At 70.0% G+C, this 18,104-nt stretch carries 13 protein-coding genes and 1 tRNA gene; 5 read left to right on the top strand and 9 right to left on the bottom strand.

The features are described from left to right. Nucleotides 1-15: 15 nt before the first annotated feature. From DEI97_RS15345 to DEI97_RS15335, 3 genes are all read right to left on the bottom strand, one after another. Entirely contained in the window at nt 16-336 is a 321-nt protein-coding gene (locus tag DEI97_RS15345; protein WP_111073836.1) for a hypothetical protein, read from the bottom strand. 162 nt (nt 337-498) lie between these two features. Next, on the bottom strand, nt 499-1,137 hold the full coding sequence (locus DEI97_RS15340) for a TetR/AcrR family transcriptional regulator (protein WP_146248062.1): 639 nt from the start codon (nt 1,135-1,137) through the stop codon (nt 499-501). Nucleotides 1,138-1,240: 103 nt separating this feature from the next. Then, nucleotides 1,241-1,313, bottom strand: a tRNA-Lys gene (locus DEI97_RS15335). 43 nt (nt 1,314-1,356) lie between these two features. On the opposite strand from DEI97_RS15335, the gene DEI97_RS15330 reads away from it, so the two are divergent. The 3 genes from DEI97_RS15330 (at nt 1,357) to DEI97_RS15320 (ending at nt 4,179) form a co-directional block, all read left to right on the top strand. Next, the gene (locus tag DEI97_RS15330) at nt 1,357-1,986 is read left to right on the top strand and encodes a DNA-directed RNA polymerase subunit beta (protein ID WP_111073834.1); all 630 of its coding nucleotides are present in this window, start codon (nt 1,357-1,359) and stop codon (nt 1,984-1,986) included. 724 nt (nt 1,987-2,710) lie between these two features. Next, nucleotides 2,711-3,310, top strand: a complete 600-nt coding sequence (sigK, locus tag DEI97_RS15325; protein WP_111073833.1) for an ECF RNA polymerase sigma factor SigK — start codon at nt 2,711-2,713, stop codon at nt 3,308-3,310. Then, nucleotides 3,307-4,179, top strand: a complete 873-nt coding sequence (locus DEI97_RS15320; RefSeq protein ID WP_111073832.1) for an anti-sigma factor — start codon at nt 3,307-3,309, stop codon at nt 4,177-4,179. Before sigK ends, DEI97_RS15320 begins: the two co-directional genes overlap by 4 nt. A gap of 223 nt (nt 4,180-4,402) precedes the next feature. Here DEI97_RS15320 and pstB read toward each other — a convergent pair whose 3' ends face one another. The 6 genes from pstB to DEI97_RS15290 form a co-directional block, all read right to left on the bottom strand. After that, entirely contained in the window at nt 4,403-5,182 is a 780-nt protein-coding gene (gene pstB / locus DEI97_RS15315; protein WP_111073831.1) for a phosphate ABC transporter ATP-binding protein PstB, read from the bottom strand. 55 nt (nt 5,183-5,237) lie between these two features. Then, entirely contained in the window at nt 5,238-6,317 is a 1,080-nt protein-coding gene (gene pstA / locus DEI97_RS15310) for a phosphate ABC transporter permease PstA (RefSeq protein WP_111073830.1), read from the bottom strand. A gap of 19 nt (nt 6,318-6,336) precedes the next feature. Continuing rightward, a complete protein-coding gene (gene pstC / locus DEI97_RS15305; RefSeq protein WP_111073829.1) occupies nt 6,337-7,287 on the bottom strand; it encodes a phosphate ABC transporter permease subunit PstC in 951 nt (316 codons plus the stop codon). 186 nt (nt 7,288-7,473) lie between these two features. Beyond that, a complete protein-coding gene (locus DEI97_RS15300) occupies nt 7,474-8,592 on the bottom strand; it encodes a phosphate ABC transporter substrate-binding protein PstS (RefSeq protein WP_111073828.1) in 1,119 nt (372 codons plus the stop codon). Nucleotides 8,593-8,896: 304 nt separating this feature from the next. Then, on the bottom strand, nt 8,897-9,844 hold the full coding sequence (locus DEI97_RS15295; protein WP_111073827.1) for an NUDIX hydrolase: 948 nt from the start codon (nt 9,842-9,844) through the stop codon (nt 8,897-8,899). After that, nucleotides 9,841-12,006: an RNA degradosome polyphosphate kinase gene (locus DEI97_RS15290; RefSeq protein WP_111073826.1), complete on the bottom strand. Its 2,166-nt coding sequence runs from the start codon at nt 12,004-12,006 to the stop codon at nt 9,841-9,843. The genes DEI97_RS15295 and DEI97_RS15290 overlap by 4 nt, the downstream gene beginning before the upstream one ends. A 228-nt stretch (nt 12,007-12,234) precedes the next feature. Here DEI97_RS15290 and DEI97_RS15285 point away from each other — a divergent pair, with 228 nt between their 5' ends. Both DEI97_RS15285 and DEI97_RS15280 read left to right on the top strand, forming a co-directional pair. After that, a complete protein-coding gene (locus tag DEI97_RS15285; RefSeq protein ID WP_111073825.1) occupies nt 12,235-17,562 on the top strand; it encodes a DUF6531 domain-containing protein in 5,328 nt (1,775 codons plus the stop codon). Nucleotides 17,563-17,619: 57 nt separating this feature from the next. Then, nucleotides 17,620-18,063: a hypothetical protein gene (locus tag DEI97_RS15280; protein ID WP_181439142.1), complete on the top strand. Its 444-nt coding sequence runs from the start codon at nt 17,620-17,622 to the stop codon at nt 18,061-18,063. Nucleotides 18,064-18,104 lie beyond the last annotated feature (41 nt).

Genomic DNA, 18,104 nt, shown 5'->3' with positions numbered 1-18,104 from the left:
CGTCGCGACTTCCGGTCAGCCCCGGCGCATCCGCAGGGCCTCGACGGCGAGTGATTCGCTGGGGTAGCGACCGATCTCCTGCGCCCACGCCGGGTCGTCGCCGCGCAGCGCGAGGAAGTCCTTGCGCTGGCGGACGACGTACCCGAGCACGGCGGTGGCGGTCGCGACCTCGGTGAAGTCCTTGCGGATGTGGCGGACGCTGACCGCGGCCCCGCGCCGCAGCGCGTCGAGCAGCAGCTCGTCGCTCATCTCCGTCCCGGTGGCGGCGGCGAGCTCCACGAGGCGGCGCGCGTCACCGGTGGAGCTGGTCTGCGTGGCGTCGATGGGCTCGATCACGATGTACCCCGTTCGGTGTGGTTCGTTCAGTGCTGGTGTCCCGCGGTGAGCGGAACCAGGAACGACCATATCGAGGCGAATCCACCAGCCGGCTGAGCGGTGCACTGATGTGGACAGAGTGCCGGCCATGGATCACCTGGGGACGACTTGTACCCCGAGACGTCAGCTGGCGCGGCCCAGGTCCCACACCGGCGGCACGTACTCGCGGGACCATCCCTCGCGCAGACGCGTCACCGCACGGTCGAACGACTCGAGCAGGTCCATCTCCGGCCGGACCATGGACTGCAGCTGGAGCCCCTCGTACGTGGCCAGGAGCTGCTCGGCACCGCGGGACGGTTCCATCGTGTGCGGCTCCCGACCGGCCGCGATGTCCTGCATGAGGCTCTGCTGCACGAAGGCGTGGAACTTGCGCCAGCGGATGTGCAGCATCGGCGCGAGCGGGTGCTTCGGCGCTGCGGCGATGTTCAGCGTGGAGGTCAGGAAGCGCATCAGCGACGGGTCCTCGACGTTGGCGGTGACGATCGCGCGGAGGAACCGGATGGTCCCGAACTCGGCGGCGAGGGGCGTCAGCGGCGTCGTGCGGCGGTCGTTCCACCGGTCGATCGTCGCCAGGAGCAGGCCGTCCCAGCTCGGGAACGACGCGTCGAGGGTCTCGGGGGTGGCGTTCGCCTCGTCGGCGACGCGGGCAGGGGTGACTTCGTGCAGGGGCAGTTCGTGGAGCACCCGGATCATCGCGTCGACGATCTGTGTACGGGTGAAGACGTCGTCGTGCGGTGCGGAGTCCATGGTGGGGCTGGGCATGTCAGCACCACATCACATCGTCGCCGTGCCGGGGTACCCCCACAACGAGCATCCTGTCCGCGGTGCGAGACGACGAGGAACCCAGAGGCGGTCCGACCAGAGGTGGGCCCCGTGGGGCTCGAACCCACGACCCTCGGATTAAAAGTCCGGTGCTCTACCAACTGAGCTAGAGGCCCTCGCCCCCAAGGGTATCGGGAGAGCAGCGCCTACACTGTCGCGGTGCCTCGCGAACACCACCGTCCCGTCCAGTTCACCGATGCCGAGTTCGCTGCCCTCCAGGGTGGTGAGGACCCGGCGCTGGTGAACCGCGTCGCCCACGACACCGCCAACGCCCTGCTGCACCGGGTGCGCGAGGACCCGGATCCGGCCGTCGTCGAGCGCCTGGTCACCTACACGGACGTGCACGGCATCGAGGCGATCGCGGAGCTGTGGGCCCGCGTGGGTCCGCACACCCTGCCCGGGGCGCTGTGGCGGATCTACCTGGTCCGCACCGTGATCCGGCAGAACCCGGAGGAGATCGCGTACCTCTTCGAGCGGGGCACGGAGCTGATCGGTACGATCGACCAGGCGGTCGCGGGTGCCGAGGAACCGACGGGTCCGGCGGAGATCCTGACCCTGTCGGACCGGATCCTGCACGGCCTCTACACCGGGGACTTCGCGGTGGCGCTCGAGCGCGGAGCGGCGTTCGCGCGGCTGACGGCGGCGGGAGCGACCTCGGTGGCGGACGACGCCGACGTCTCGGCCGCGGAACGTGCCTCGGCCCTCACCACGCGCGCCTTCCGGCTGGCGGAGCTGGCCGAGGACCTGTCGGCCGCGGCGGCGCTGTGGCGTCGCGAGAGCCTGGACTGACGCGGACGGCCCGAACAGCACGGCCCGACACGGACAGGGCGGGCACAGCCCGACACGGACGCAGCCACCCACGGCGGTGAGCCGACGGGCGGACCGCTGACGCGCCTCCCGGCCGTGGCGCGGGAGCCGTCCGGATCCGAACATGAGAAGACCGGGCCGCAGAAAGCGCCTCTCGGCGCGAGGCCGCTCGAAGCGGCGAATATTGGAGCCCGGGGCTTGCTGCGGCCCGGCGTCTCCAAGTGTACGAGACGTCCGCCGCGTCGTCCCCAGGTGTTCACTCTCGGTGGACAGATCCGACCCCCGGGCGCGCCGTCACACGGGCGCCGTCACCCGTGCCGTCATGCGCGGAGCGACCGGCCGGGAGGCGCGTCCCGGCCCACACCGTCGGCCCACCCCGGTCCGACAGCGACCCACCTCGATCCGAAGCGTTCCTCACGCAATTCCGCCCCGACCCAATCCGACGGGGCGACGGTGCCGAATCATCACCGTGGGAGTCGCAAGACGCCCACACGAGGTCCCCGGACGACCCGGGCCCGCTCGCGGGTCAATTCCCTGTGGGTCGTCCGGGGACCTCGTCACACCGACCGGCACCATCCGCGCAGCGACCGCTGCCGCGACCCGATCCGAACGGGACCAGCTGATGACCACCGCGACCGCAGTCGCCGAGCGCTCTGTCCAGAGCGCGCGGTGGACGCCGTACACACGGGAAGGAGGAAAACCTGCAATGCTCACTCTCGTGGAAGGCGACATGGATGGTTGGACTCCCGCCGCGCCGGAGCCGGTGTCGGCGGACGACCTGCTCAGTCGGGTCGCGACCGGCGACCAGGCTGCCTTCGCCGACCTGTACGACGAACTCTCCGGTCGGGTCCTCGGACTCGTGACGCGGCTCCTCAAGGACCGCGCCCAGTCGGAAGAGGTCACGCAAGAGGTCTTCCTCGAGGTCTGGCAGCAGGCCACCCGCTTCGACCAAGCCCGCGGCAGTGCCGCCAGCTGGGTCCTCACGATGGCGCACCGCCGAGCGGTCGACCGGGTCCGGGCGTCGCAGTCCTCCCGTGACCGCGACACCAAGATCGGCATCCGCGACTTCGAGACCGACTTCGACTCGGTGTCCGAGTCCGTCGAGATCCGACTCGAACACGAACGCGTCAGCCGGGCACTGTCCCGCCTCACCGAGTTCCAGCGTCAGGCCGTGCAGCTCGCCTACTACGGCGGGTTCTCGCACAGTGAGATGGCTGAGAAGCTCGGGGTGCCGATCGGCACCGTCAAGACCCGTCTCCGCGACGGGATGATCCGACTCCGCGACGAGATGGGGGTGACGTCATGACCGACCGTCACGACGACCCCGAGCTGATGACCGGCTCGCACGCGTTGAACGCACTGACCGACGACGAGCGTGCCTCCGTCGAGCGGGCGCTGTCCGACTCCCCGGAGCTGCAGCGCGAGTCCGACTCCCTGCGCGAGACCGCGCTGGCCCTTGCCTTCGCGGTGTCCCCGATCGAGCCGTCCGCGTCCCTCAGGACCTCGCTGCTGGCGAAGATCCAGACGACGCCGCAGCTGCCCGCCCTGGACGACTCCCGCGTCACGCCGGAACCCGTCCGGGAGGCCCGCAACGCGTCCGCCCCGGACGTCACGCCCGCCACACCGGTCACCGACCTGCAGTCCGCTCCGGGTCGCGCCGCGTCGACAGCTCGGGCCCGCTGGTTCCAGCGTCCCGCCGCGATGCTCAGCATGGCTGCGGCCGGCGCCGTCGTGCTCCTCAGCGTCGGGTTCGGCGTCGGTGGCACGCTGCTGCAGGACGACGGGGGAGCGCCGGCGACCACGCAGGCCGCTTCCGGCCTCGACCAGATCTACGCGGCCCCGGACTTCCAGCGCAGCACCGCCAAGGTCAAGGGCGGCGGCACGGCCACCGTCGTGTGGTCCGGGCAGCTGCAGCGGTCCGCGGTCATCCTCGACGGTGTCAGTGCGGCGCCGAAGGACAAGACGTACGAGCTCTGGTACATCGGTTCGCCGGAGTCCGGCGGCACGATCACGGCAGCCGGCCTGATGGACGACGTCGACGGTGGCGTCCGCTCGGCCGTCCTCCGCGGCACCATGGGCACCGGCGACATGATCGGCATCACGGTCGAGCCGGCCGGGGGCTCGAAGCAGCCCACGACCAAGCCGGTCGTCGCCGTCCCCACGTCCGAGGCGTGACCGGCCCCTGACGGTTCAGGACGACGCCCCCGTGACCACATCGGTCACGGGGGCGTCGTCGTGTGCGGGGCGGTCTCGTCGGTCGGCCTCGTCGGGTCCGGTCGGCCTCGTCGTGTACGGTGGCGGCTCGGTCGTGGACGCAACGCGGGAGGCCCGGTGCCGTCCGTGGCGGACGTGCACCGGGCCTCCCGGCTGGACCGTCAGCAGACGGTCGTGGCGTCGATCACCCGAAGCGACCCGAGACGTAGTCCTCGGTCGACTTGACGGACGGGTTCGAGAAGATCGTCGCGGTGTCGTCGTACTCGATGAGGTGGCCCGGCTGGCCGGTGCCGGCGATGTTGAAGAACGCCGTCTTGTCGCTGACGCGCGAGGCCTGCTGCATGTTGTGGGTCACGATGACGATCGTGAACTCCTTCTTCAGCTCCTCGATGAGGTCCTCGATGGCGAGCGTCGAGATCGGGTCGAGCGCGGAGCACGGCTCGTCCATGAGCAGCACGTCCGGCTGCACCGCGATCGCACGGGCGATGCAGAGACGCTGCTGCTGACCACCGGAGAGGCCCATGCCGGGCTTCTCGAGACGGTCCTTGACCTCGTTCCACAGGTTCGCGCCCTGCAGCGACCGCTCGACGATGTCGTCGGCCTCGGAGCGCGAGACGCGCTTGTTGTTGAGCTTCACGCCGGCCAGCACGTTGTCCTTGATGGACATCGTCGGGAACGGGTTCGGACGCTGGAAGACCATGCCGACCTGGCGGCGGACGATGACCGGGTCGACGCCCGGGGCGTACAGGTCGTCGCCGTCGATCTTGACGGAGCCCTCGACGTAGGCGCCGGGGATGACCTCGTGCATGCGGTTCAGCGTGCGGAGGAACGTCGACTTGCCGCAGCCGGACGGACCGATGAAGGCGGTGACGGTGCGGGGCTCGATCGTCATGTCGACGCCCTCGACCGCCTTGAACTTCGAGTAGAAGACGTTGAGGCCGTCGACCTCGATGCGCTTGGACACGTGGATCCTTCTGGGTTGGGTGGTCGTCGGGTTGCTGTCGCGCTGGCGGGGGAGGCTAGCGGGGGAGCTTGGGCGCGAAGAGACGGGTGATGAAGCGGGCCAGCAGGTTGAGCAGCATCACGATGAGGATGAGGAGCAGCGCCGCGGTCCAGGCCCGGTCGACGAACGGCACCGGGTTGGCGCCCTGCTGCGAGTACTGCGTGTACGCGAACACCGGCAGCGTCATCATCGGGTCCTTGAACAGGTCGTAGTTCATGCTCGACGTGAACCCGGCGGTGACCAGCAGCGGAGCGGTTTCACCGATGACGCGAGCGATCGAGAGCATGACACCGGTCGTGATGCCGGCGAGGCTCGTGGGCAGGACGACCTTGACGATCGTCAGCCACTTCGGCACCCCCAGGGCGTACGAGGCCTCGCGGAGCTCCATCGGCACGATCTTCAGGACCTCTTCGGTGGAGCGCACGACGATCGGGATCATCAGCACCGCGAGGGCGACCGAACCGACCAGGCCGAAGCGCGCACCCGGGCCGAGGAACAGCGCGAACAGCGAGTAGGCGAACAGACCGGCGACGATCGAGGGGATGCCGGTCATCACGTCCACGAAGAAGGTGATGCCCCGGGCGAGGATGCCCGTGCCGTACTCGACCAGGTAGATCGAGGTGAGCAGACCGATCGGGACGCTGATGAGCGCCGCGAACAGGGTGATCTCGAGCGTGCCGATCAGCGCGTGCACCGCGCCGCCGCCCTCGGAGATGACCCCGCGCATCGAGTACGAGAAGAACTGCGCGTCGAATCGTGCCAGCCCGTCGGCCAGGACCGTCCAGAGGAGCGACACCAGCGGCAGGACCGCGATCACGAAGGCGGTGATGACCAGCGAGGTGATCAGCCGGTCGACGGCCTTGCGACCACCCTCGACGATGCGGGAGACCACGACGATGAGGACGTCGAACAGGACCGTGCCGAGGAACACCGCGGCGACGACGTTGAAGTCCTTCGTGGCGCCACCCGCGTTGAGCAGGGCGAAGACCAGGGCGAGGGCGACCCAGCTGCCGAGGAGCAGCAGCCACGGGACGGACTTGTGGAGTTTGCCGTTGGCGAAGACGTTGCCGGTGGGCTGACGGAGTGCGAGGGACATCGGGGTGCGACCTTTCCCGTCAGGACACTCGCTTGCGGACGATGTACCGCGCGAGCATGTTGATGACCAGGGTGATGACGAAGAGGATCAGGCCGGACGCGATGAGCGCGTTCAGGGCCGTCCCGGAGGCCTCGGCGAACTGCAGGGCGATGTTCGCCGCGATGGTCGACGGGTTCAGCGGGGTGAGGAGCTGGAAGGTGATGTTCGTCGACACGGACAGCACCAGCGCGATCGCCATCGTCTCGCCGAGCGCACGACCGAGGCCGAGCATGATCGCCGACACGATGCCGGACTTCGCGAACGGCAGGACCGACATCCGGATCATCTCCCAGCGCGTCGCGCCGAGGGCCAGGGCCGCTTCCTCGTTGAGGGTCGGCGCCTGCAGGAAGATCTCGCGCATGACCGCGGTCATGATCGGGATGGCCATCACCGCGAGGACGATCGACGCGGTGAGGATCGTGCGACCCGTGCCGGACAGCGGACCGGAGAACAGCGGGATCCAGCCGAAGTGCTCGTTGAGGAACGCGTAGAGCGGCTTCACCAAACGGGCCAGGACGACGATGCCCCAGAGGCCGTAGACGACCGACGGCACCGCGGCCAGCAGGTCGATGACGTAGCCCAGGACGGGTGCCAGGCGGCGCGGTGCGTAGTGCGAGATGAAGAGCGCGATGCCGATCGCCAGCGGGACCGCCATGATCAGCGCGAGGAACGCGGACCAGACCGTGCCGAAGACCAGCGGGCCGACGTAGGTCCAGAAGTTCGCAGCGCTGTTCGGCAGGGTGCCCGCTTCGGCGTTGAAGGCCGGGATGCTCTGCCAGACGAGGAACGCCGCGACGAGGACGAGGACGAAGAGGATCAGGCTGCCGGCTGCGACGGAGGCGGCGGAGAACACCCGGTCGCCGATGCGCACGACGGCCTTCGGCTTGGACGGGGTGGCGATGTCCTGGTCTCGGACCGGTGCGGTCGTCATGGGGCTCCTGTCGGAGGATCGCGCCGGGTGAGCGCGAGGGGTTCGGGGGAGAGGTGGAGCGTCAGGGTCGTGACGGGTGCGGCAGGCCGCCGGCTTCGGCAGTGCGCTCCGGCGACTCGCGTCACGACGGGCGAGAGCCCGGACGCCGGTCAGGTGGGTGGGACCGGCGTCCGGGCGCTTGCGGACTTACTTGATGGACTTGACCGCCGCGGCGGCCTTCTCGCCCAGGTCGGACGACAGGGCGGCCGACTTGGCCTCCGTCGCCGCAGCCTTCTGCGCGTCCGCCGAGACGACGTACCCGAGGTACGCCTTCACGAGGTCGGCCTTGGCGCTGTCCTTGTACTCCTGGCACGCGATGGCGTAGGAGACGAGCACCAGCGGCCAGGCGTTCTCGGCCGTGTCCTTGCGGTCGATCTGGATGGCGAGGTCGTTGGTCTCGCGACCCGACGCGACGTCGGAGTCGGCGACGACCTTCGCAGCGCCCTCGGCCGAGATCTCGGTGGCCTTGTCGCCGACCATGAGCTTGGCCTTGTCCAGGTCACCGGCGCCGGAGTCGTCGATGTAGGTGATGGCGTTCGAGGCGCCCTGCATGGCCGAGGCCACACCGGAGGTCTTCGCCGCCGCGTCACCGACCTGGAACGGGAAGGTCTGGCTCGGCTCCTTGCCCCAGGCGTCGCCCGCGTTCTCCGACAGGTACTCGGAGAAGTTCTCGGTCGTGCCGGAGTCGTCGGAACGGTGCACGACGGTGATGTCGGCGTCCGGCAGCTTCACGCCGTCGTTGAGCGACGCGATCTCCGAGTCGTTCCACTTCGTGATCTTGCCGGAGAAGATGCCCGCGATGGACTTGGCGTCCAGCGTGAGGTCCGAGACACCGTCGACCTTGTAGGCGATCGCGATCGGGGAGATGTAGACCGGGATGTCGATGGCCTTCGAGTCCGCGGCGCAGGCGGCGAACTTGCCGCCGAGCTCGTCCTCGGACAGGGCCGCGTCGGAGCCGGCGAAGTCCGCGGCACCCGAGATGAAGTTCTTGCGGCCAGCGCCCGAACCGTCGGGCGAGTAGTTCACGGTGACGCCGGAGGCCTGACCCTGGAAGCCGGAGGCCCAGGTCGCCTCGGCGGTCTGCTGTGCGGAGGAGCCGGAGCCGGTGAGCGTGCCGGAGAGCTTCGAGTAGTCGACACCCGAGGAGGCGGCGGGCGACGACGAGTTGCCGCCGTTGCCAGCATCCTCGTTCGCCGCGCAGGAGGAGAGCACGACGGCGCCGGCGATCGCGATTGCCGCGATCGAGCCGATTCGCTTGATGTTCACAGGGGTCCCTTCGGGAATGTAAGTGCAGTGGGACCGCTGTGTGGTCCCCGGGCCGGTGCTGACCCGGGAGTGACTGTAGGGACGAGAGGTGACCGGGATGACGCTCCCCGGTGAACGGGAGGTGAACGCGACGTTCACTCGGTGCGGGTCGCCGGACACCGGGGAGGGCGCAGGAGCAGGATCGGGGCACGCTGCCCACCGGGCGGTGCTGCTCGGCGCTGTTGCTCCGCGCGGTCGCTCCGGCGCTGCTGCGCCGCGCTGTTGCGCTGCGCTGTTGCGCTGCCGGTGTTGCTGTGGCGCGGCGTCAGACGCTGACGGAGTTGCGGTGCGTCTCGACGGCCACGAGTTTGCGCCCGGCGATGTGCATCACCGCGAACTCTCCGACCGAGAGCATGGCGGCACGCCGCAGGTCGAACGCCGTCGTGTCGTCGGCGGTGTCGGTGGCGATCCGCGCGACGATGTCGGGCAGGACCGGACCGTGCGAGCAGAGCACCGCGGTCTTCGCCTTGTCGAGGCGCTTCCGCACGACGCCCTTGACGTCTGCGGTCCCCCGCTCGTGGGCGTCCTGGGAGATGTCCGGGGTGTCGGACACCCCGACCTTCGTCCGCGCCGACAGGGGTTCCACGGTCGCCAGGCACCGGGCCGCGGTGCTGCTGACGATCTTCTTCGGGCCGAACGCCGCGACCGGGGCAGCGGCTGCCTTCGCCTGGGCGCGACCGAGGGGCAGGAGGGGCCGGGTGGCGTCGGGACCGTCCCAGTCCGAGCCGGGGACGGTCTTCGCGTGCCGGAGGGCGATCAGGGCGAACGTGTCGTGTTCGTTCGCGGCGGCACGTTCGGCGAACCGGTCGAGGATCGCGACGTCCCGTTCGTAGGTCAGACGTGCTCGGGCGTCGTCGATCGACACCCACTCGACGGCGGCGACCTCGTCGTTCGGGCGGAACGCTCCCGCGCGCTCGGCCTCTTTCCGGGACACCCGGGCAGACCAGTAGTGCACGACCTTGTCGCGACCGCTCGGCAGCACGTACTCGGCCAGACCGAGGGGGGCGCCGAGGTACACGCGGTACCCGGTCTCCTCGTCGATCTCACGGACGGCGGCCTCGGGGATGCTCTCGCCTGGGTCCACCTTGCCCTTGGGGAACGAGACGTCCTTGTGGTGCTCGCGGTGGATCAGGAGGACGAGCGGTTCGCCGTCCTGGTCACGCCACACCACGGCGCCGGCCGCGAGGACCGGGCCCGACTGCCCACCGCTCACCGAGTGGAACGCTTCCGTGCCGAGATGGTCCGCATGAGGACATTCTGCACGTCGGCGAGCGGGCGTCCGTCGTCGTCGGTCGAGTGACGGCTCCACTCGCCGTCGGACTCGAGGTGCCAGGAGCTGGTCGTCTCGGCCATCGCCAGGTCGAACATCTCCTGCACCTCGGTGATGTGCGCCGGGGTGGTGAGGCGGACGAGGGCCTCGACGCGGCGGTCGAGGTTGCGGTGCATCATGTCTGCGCTGCCGATGAAGACCGCGGGGTCGCCGTCGTTGTGGAACGCGAACGTCCGGGAGTGCTCGAGGTACCGCCCGACCACACTGCGGACCCGGATCGTCTCGCTCACGCCTTCGAGCCCCGGCTTCAGCGAGCAGATGCCGCGGACCCAGATGTCGACCGGCACCCCGGCCTGGCTCGCCAGGTACAGGGCGTCGATGATCTGTTCGTCGACCATCGAGTTGACCTTGATGCGGATCCCCGAGGGCTTGCCGGCGCGGGCGTTCTCCGCTTCCGTCTGGATGCGCTTCACCAGGCCCTTGCGGAGGTGCAGCGGTGCGACCAGGAGGCGCTTGAACTTCTTCTCGATCGCGTACCCGGACAGCTCGTTGAACAGACGGGTAAGGTCCTTGCCGACCGTGTCGTCCGAGGTGAACAGCCCCATGTCCTCGTAGATGCGCGAGGTCTTCGGGTTGTAGTTGCCCGTACCGATGTGGCTGTAGTGCTTGAGCGTCCCGCCCTCTTGCCGGATGACGAGCACCAGCTTCGAGTGCGTCTTCAGCCCGACCAGGCCGTAGACGACGTGCACACCGGCCTTCTCGAGCTTGCGCGCCCACGTGATGTTGTTCTGCTCGTCGAAGCGCGCCTTGATCTCGACGAGGGCCAGGACCTGCTTGCCCGCCGCGGCAGCGTCGATCAGCGCTTCCACGATGGGGGAGTCGCCGGAGGTGCGGTACAGCGTCTGCTTGATCGCCAGCACGTTCGGGTCGGCGGCGGCCTGCTCGAGGAACGCCTGCACGCTCGTCGCGAAGGACTCGTACGGGTGGTGGACCAGGACGTCCCGAGCGGCGATCGCGCGGAACAGGTCGGGCTTCGTGTTCGGCTCGCCCGGCTGGAACTGCACCGGGGTCGTCGGCACGTGGCGCGGGTAGTGCAGGTCCGGGCGCGGCAGCTTCGCCAGTTCGAACAGTCCGCCGAGGTCGAGCGGCGACGGCAGGCGGTAGACCTCCTGCTCGGTGATGTCGAGTTCGCGCACCAGCAGGTCGAGGGTCACCGGGTCCATGTCCTCGGTGATCTCGAGCCGGATCGGCGGTCCGAACCGGCGGCGGAGCAGTTCGCGCTCCAGCGCCTGGATGAGGTTCTCGGCCTCGTCCTCTTCGATCTCGACGTCTTCGTTGCGGGTGATGCGGAACACGTGGTGCTCCAGCACCTCCATCCCCGGGAACAGGTCGGGGAGGTGGTTCGCGATCAGGTCCTCGAGCGGGATGAAGCGCAGGCGGCCGGAGTTGTCGTCCGGCAGCTTGATGAAGCGCGGGTAGTTCTGCGGCACCTTGAGGCGCGCGAACTCCTGGCGCTGGGACTTCGGGTTCCGCACCCGGACAGCCAGGTTCAGCGACAGACCGGAGATGTACGGGAACGGGTGCGCCGGGTCGACCGCCAGGGGCATGAGCACCGGGAAGATCTGCTCCGAGAAGTACTCGCGCATCCGGAGCCGGTCGTCCTCACCGAGGTCAGACCAGTGCTCGACGTGGATGCCGGCAGCGTCGAGGTCGGGCTTCAGCGACCCGATGAACGCCTTCGCGTGGCGTTCCTGCAGCTCGTGGGCCTTCATCGCGATGTCGCGCAGGACGTCGCTGGGCGCACGGCCGACGTTGGTCGGGACGGCGATGCCGGTGTCGATGCGGCGCTTCAGGCCGGCGACGCGGACCATGAAGAACTCGTCGAGGTTCGAGGCGAAGATCGCCAGGAAGTTCGCGCGCTCGAGCAGCGGCTGCGTCCGGTCTTCTCCGAGCTCGAGCACGCGCTGGTTGAAACGGAGCCAGCTCAGTTCGCGGTCGAAGTAGCGGTCGGAGGGCAGCGACTCGTGCTCGATCTCCACGACCTCGTCGAAGTCGTCGAGGTCGTTCGCGACGGAGTCGCCGTCGAGCTGCGGTTCGGTGTCCATGGCGACATCCTGCCACCAGCGCCCTGCACCGGGGGCTGCCCGGGTAGCGCCTGTGGAGACAGCGGGTGAACGGGCGGTGCTGTGGAGGACGGTGCGGGTGTCCACAGGCAGCGCCGAGCGGGTGGACGAATCGGTATGTTGGTCGAGGTCACTGCCTCCAGGGGGATCCGCTGCGGGGGCTCGTCGACCATCACGACCAGCACCATCTCTCCGGGGGGACGAACCAGCATGGCTGACCAGCTGCACGCCAACACCGATCCGATCGAGTTCGACGACGCCACCGCTGATGCGCTCGGCAGTGCCATGCGCGGCGCAGCCAGTGCGATCGACGGGCAGGTCGGGAGCCGTCAGTCGTACGTGTCGACGGCGTCGCAGGAGTTCCGCGGACACTTCTCGGACCTGTTCACCGAGAACGCGAGCATCGCGAAGAGCGACGGCTCCACCATCTCGGACATGATGCGCACCGTGGCGGGCTGGGTCGACAAGATGAAAGCGGCCGCCGCGGAAGAGCGCGAACGCCGCCGCAAGGCGCGCGAGTGGCAGGAACAGCAGGCCGACCGCAACGGCTTCGAGAAGTGGTGGGACGACACCTTCGGCACCGGGAACCCGCCCGACATCGAGAACGAGCCCGCGCCTCCCTTCGGTCCGGCCGACGTCCAACCGAAGCCGCGGCAGACGCCGTCGCCGGGCGCCGGAGGCGGGGGAGCCGGCACGTCGTCGGCCAAGCCCGAGGACCTCCGGTCCTTCGCCACCGGTTCGACGACACTGAACACCGAGTTGTCGGGCAGGCCCGCGCTGCTCCGCGGCAAGCTGGCCGACTTCGCATCCCGGTGCTCGTGGGGCACGATCAACGCCGACGGGCTGGTCGCCGGGTTCGAACGGTGGCTCGCCGCCAACGACCAGGACGTCGCGTGGGCGACGACCATCGCCGACGCCTTCGCCGCCGCCGGGGGCGAGGGCTCGGTCTCCACGGTCTCGGACGCCGCGCTCGGGGCAGCGCTCCAGGCAGCGGGAGTGTCCGCCAACCGGACCGACCTGCAGATCGATCCGCCAACGGCGTACGGCGCACAGCCGACGACGGGGTACTCGATGGACCCGGTGAACACGACGACCGGCAACTTCCTCGAGCCCGAGCTCGACCTCGCACACGACGGTGCGTCCGCATCGCTCCGGTTCACGCGCATGTACAACTCCCTCGACCGGCGGGTCGGGCTCTTCGGCCCCGGTTGGGCGTCCGTCCTCGACACCCGGCTGCTCCTCGACGACGAGGGCGCGTCCTTCGTCGGCGCCGACGGCCGGCTCATCCGCTTCCCCCGCGCCGGCAGCGGCTGGGCACGCGGCGTCGGCGAGGACCGGTGGCTCGCCGCAGAAGACGACCTGCTGGTCGTGCGGGACAACGAGGGCGGCCGCATCGACTTCACGCCGGCCGGACTCTGGCTCGGCGAGAGCGCCGGACCGGGCACCGCCGTCCACGTGGAACGGGACGCCGACGATGCCGTCCTGCGGCTGCGACACGAACGCGGACGCTCCGTGGACGTCGAGTACGTCGACGGCCGTGTGGCCCTGCTGCGTGCCTCCGACGGACGCCGGGTCGAGTACGGGTACGACGACCGGGGACGACTGCTGTCGGTGACCACGGCGCTCGGGACGAGGACGTACGGCTGGGACGACGACGACCTCGTCGTGACGGTCACGAGTGCGGACGGCGTCCTCGAGGTCGACAACACCTACGACGCGCACCGTCGCGTCGTCCAGCAGATCAGCCCCCACGGTCGACGGGTCCGCTTCGCCTACCTGCCCGGTCGGGTCACGGTGGTGTCCGACCACGACGGCACGCGGTCGAACAGCTGGATCGCCGACCCGAAGGGACGCCTGGTCGGGGTCATCGACTCCGACGACCGTCGGCAGTCGATGAGCTACGACCCGCACGGCAACCTCGTGTCCGCGACGGAACGCGACGGTTCGGTCACCGTGCACGCCTACGACGGGCGGGGCCGACGCATCCGGACGGTGACGCCGACCGGCGGGGACCTGACCTACGGGTACGACGACGCCGACCGGGTCACCACCGTCGTCACCGAGAGCGGCAGCGTCGTCACGTACGAGTACGACGGCGACGAGCGCGACCCGGCCGTCGTCACCGACCCGATGGGTGGCCGCACCGAACTGCGCTGGCAGCACGGCCTGCTCGTCCGCGTCGTCGACCCCACGGGCGTCACCCTCGACCTCGACCACGACGCAGCCGGTGAGCTCGTCGCGGTCACCAACGCGGTCGGCGACACCGCACGGATCGAGCGGGACGACGCCGGCCGCGCCGTCGCCTCGGTCAGCCCGACCGGTGCCCGCACCGAGTACCGCCACGACGCGGCAGGGCAGGTCATCGCCCGCCGGGACCCCGACGGTTCGACCTGGACGGCCGAGTACACCGTCGGCGGGCGCGTCAGCGCCGTCACCGACCCGACCGGAGCGCGGACCGCCCTCGCCTGGGGCGCCGACGGCGAACTCGCCGCCACGACCGATGCACTCGGTCGGACGACGCGCCGGACGTACGACGACCAGGGCAACCCGCTGCAGGTCACCCTGCCGAGCGGCGCGTCCTGGACCTTCGCGCACGACGCCTTGTCGCGCCTCCAGTCCGTCGTCGACCCGACCGGCGCCGTCTGGCGGCGGGAGTACGGGGTCAACGGCGACCTGCGCGCGGTGACCGATCCCACCGGCGTCCGGCGCGAGTTCTCCGACGACCCGGCGACCGGCATCGCCACCCTCGCGGATGCGTTCGCGACGACGACCGTCCGTTCGGACGAATTCGGGCGCCCTGTCGAGGTCACCTCCGACGAGACCGGAACCGAGCTCGTCACGTACGACGCCTGTGGTCGGCCGGTCGAGCTGGTCGACGGCGAGGGCGGGCTCACCCGCCTCGAGCGGGACCTGGCTGGTCGGATCGTCGCGATCGTCGCACCGAGCGGCCAGCGGACCACCTACGAGTACGACGCCTGCGGCCGTCCGTCAGCTGCCGTCGACGCTCTCGGGAACCGCACGACGGTCACCTACGACGCCGAGTCGCGCGTCGTCGCACGGACCCTGCCCACGGGCGACGTCGAGCGCACCGAGTACGACGTCGCCGGGCGCGTGGTCGCGCGCACCACGCCGGGCGAGGGCACCTCCCGCTGGCGCTGGGACGCGGCAGGGAGGCTCGTCTCCGTCCACGACACCCGTCACGGCCGACGTCGGTTCCGCTACGACGCCGCCGGTCAGCTCGTCGAGGCCGAGAACGGCCTGGGCGGGGTCACGACCTACACGTACGACGCCGACGGGCACCTGGTCGGCGCGACCGACCCGCTCGGCGGGGTCACCCGGTACACGTACGACCGGTCCGGCCGGTTGACCGGGATCACCGATCCGCTCGGCCGGAGCACCACCGCGCGGTACGACGCCGCCGGCCGCCGGACCGAGCAGACCGACCCGGACGGCCACGTGCTCCGGTGGACGTACGACGCGGCGGGGCGTGAGGAGCAGCTCTCGGTCGACGGAACGGTCGTCGCGGACACGGCGTACGACACCACTCGCCGAGCGGTCGTCGTCACCGACCACACCCGCGGCCCGGGGCGGGACACCGAGCACGAACTCTGCTTCGACCGACGCGGTCTGCTCGTCCGGCGCAGCCGCGGTGGACGGGCGACGTCGTGGCAGTACGACGCCGACGGACGCCGCACGGCGCGCACGGACCCCGACGGGCGGCGCACGACGTGGCGTCGCGATGTCCTGGGTCGGATCGTCGCCGTGGAGCGGGACGGCCTCACCCCGGCCGTCTTCAGCTCGGACGCGCTGGGCCGCATCGTCCAGGCGTCGACCGGTGACGTCATCCAGTCGTGGTCCTACGAGCGCGGGTCGCTCGTGGAGCACACCGTGACCACGCCGAACGGCAGCACGACGACCCGGATCGAACGCGACGAGGACGACCGCATCAGCGCGATCGCCGGATCCGACGGCCGCGTCGTCTACGGTCACGACGCCGCGGCGCAACTCGTCAGTGCCCTCGACGGCAGCGGCTCCGGACGCACCTGGCAGTACGACGCGGGCGGGCGTCTCGTCGCCGAGACCGTCGATGGCGCCGGACAACGGCACGAGTACGACGCTGCCGGTCAGCTGCTCGTCACCACCACCGCCGACGGTTCCCGGACCGAGTTTGTCCACGACGGGCTGGGGCGGCGCGTCCGGCGCACTGCTCCGGACGGGTCCACCACCGAGTACGCGTGGTCGGACCTCGGCTTCCTGGCCGGCGTCGTCGAACGGGACGCGTCCTACGGCGAGACCGGCCGGATCGAGGTCTGGACCGACGCCCTGGGCGAGGTCGCCGACGCGGGCGGGGCCGAGGTCTGGTGGGACACCGCCGCGGGCGTGCCGTCCCTGACCTCCGTCGGAGCGACGCCTGTCCTTGAGTTGCCGGGCGGCATCGTCGCCGTGGACGGTGACTGGACGGCGTCGGGATGGCGCGGAGAACGGGCCACCGATGCGGCCGATCCGTGGGCGCTCCTGGCGTCGACGGTCGGGGCTGCCGGTCGAGCGGAGCTGCCGGCGGGCATCGGGCTGACCCCCGGTGGGAGCCTGAGCATCGGCGGCATGGAGTGGCTCGGGGCTCGGGTGTACGACCCGGTGGCCAAGGGGTTCCTGTCGACGGACCCGCTGGCGCCGATCGTCGGCGCGGGCTGGGCGGGGAACCCGTACTCGTACGCGGGGAACGACCCGCTGCACGCGATCGACCCGCTGGGGTTGCGGCCGGCGACGGACAAGGACTTGCAGGCGTACCGGGATGCGCACCAGGGGGGCCTCAAGACATGGGCCGACGAGCACGCCATGTTGATCGCGGGGGTCGCGATCGTCGCCGGCGTTGTCCTGATGTGCACCGGTGTCGGCGGACCCGCAGGCGTCGCCCTCATGGCGGCTTCCGGAGCCCTCATCTCCGGGGGCATCTCGGTCGGGACCCAGAAACTCCAGAACGGATCCGTCGACTGGAACAAAGCCGGAGTCGACGCGGTGATCGGCGGCGTCGGTGGCGCAGCCGGAGGCGGCGCGGCTCTCGGGCTGTCGAAGCTGGCGCCAGCGGTCGGCAACGTCGGAGGGCAGGTGGTGCAACGCGCCGCAGCGCCGATCTTCTCGACGGTGGGACGATCGACGATCGCTGCGGGGACTTCCGGCGCAGCTTCCAACATGACCGACTACGCCTTCAACGGCGAGAACCAGACGGTCGGCGGGTACGTCCAGAACGCTGCGGTCGGGTTCGGTACCGGAGCCGCGTTCAACTTGGGGGCCGGAAAGGCGAGCAGCACAGTCCTCGACCGTCTGGACATCGAGCCGCGGTTCCCGACTGGACGCCATGTGCGGCTGCCCGAAGGCGGCGTCGCCCCGAACATCGCTCGCTGGAACAGCGCGGTCGACGGGGTCGTGGACCACGTCGCGGGTGGAGCGGCCAGCGTCGTGAACGACGTCCTCGTCGGCAAGGATCCTGGAGACTACCTCCAGGACGGGATCAACGGCATCGTCTCCGGTGTCGGCTGATCGACGAGACCGCTGCACTAGCGCCCGCCGCTGACCGGAAGGACGAGGAGAATGACCGTGGCTTCATCGAAGACCGATGCCCGCACGAAGCCGAGGCGCTCGAAGCGCCGTGATCGTCTCGTCGCGATCGGGATCCTCGTGCTGGTGGTCCTGGTGCCGGTGCTCGTGATCTTCGTCGGTCCGATCACCCTGAAGGCGTACGACGCCTCCCACCGCACCGAGGTGACCTGCGAGGTGCGCTCTGCCCACACCGGCGTGGGGTCTTCGCGCTCGGTCAAGGGTGTCGGTTCGTCCAGCAACCAGGTCGTGATCGAGACGTCGGACTGCGGGACGTTGACGCTGCGCTGGGGTGTGACGGCGGACAACAAGGAATCCATCGCTGATGGCTTCGCGGCCGGGACGACGTGGAAGTTCGAGGTCGGGGCCGGCTCGTACAAGCTGCATCCCTTCCTGAACACCATCCGGCAGGCGGTGTTCGTCAAGGAGTTCCGACGCGCCTGAGGTCGAGTCGGGTCGCTTTCCCGTGGCTGGCCGCATGTTCG

It is taken from the genome of Curtobacterium sp. MCLR17_032, assembly GCF_003234795.2.
Taxonomy (GTDB): Bacteria; Actinomycetota; Actinomycetes; order Actinomycetales; family Microbacteriaceae; genus Curtobacterium.
The sequence above is the reverse complement of the archived record's forward strand: the minus strand, read 5'-3'. Positions and strand labels throughout refer to the sequence as shown.

Excerpts from the sequence above, each read along its gene's own strand:
- pstC (WP_111073829.1), bottom strand. The coding sequence starts at position 7,287 with ATGACGACCGCACCGGTCCGAGACCAGGACATCGCCACCCCGTCCAAG.
- DEI97_RS15340 (WP_146248062.1), bottom strand. The coding sequence starts at position 1,137 with ATGCCCAGCCCCACCATGGACTCCGCACCGCACGACGACGTCTTCACC.
- DEI97_RS15285 (WP_111073825.1), top strand. The coding sequence starts at position 12,235 with ATGGCTGACCAGCTGCACGCCAACACCGATCCGATCGAGTTCGACGAC.
- pstA (WP_111073830.1), bottom strand. The coding sequence starts at position 6,317 with ATGTCCCTCGCACTCCGTCAGCCCACCGGCAACGTCTTCGCCAACGGC.
- sigK (WP_111073833.1), top strand. The coding sequence starts at position 2,711 with ATGCTCACTCTCGTGGAAGGCGACATGGATGGTTGGACTCCCGCCGCG.
- DEI97_RS15320 (WP_111073832.1), top strand. The coding sequence starts at position 3,307 with ATGACCGACCGTCACGACGACCCCGAGCTGATGACCGGCTCGCACGCG.
- DEI97_RS15290 (WP_111073826.1), bottom strand. The coding sequence starts at position 12,006 with ATGGACACCGAACCGCAGCTCGACGGCGACTCCGTCGCGAACGACCTC.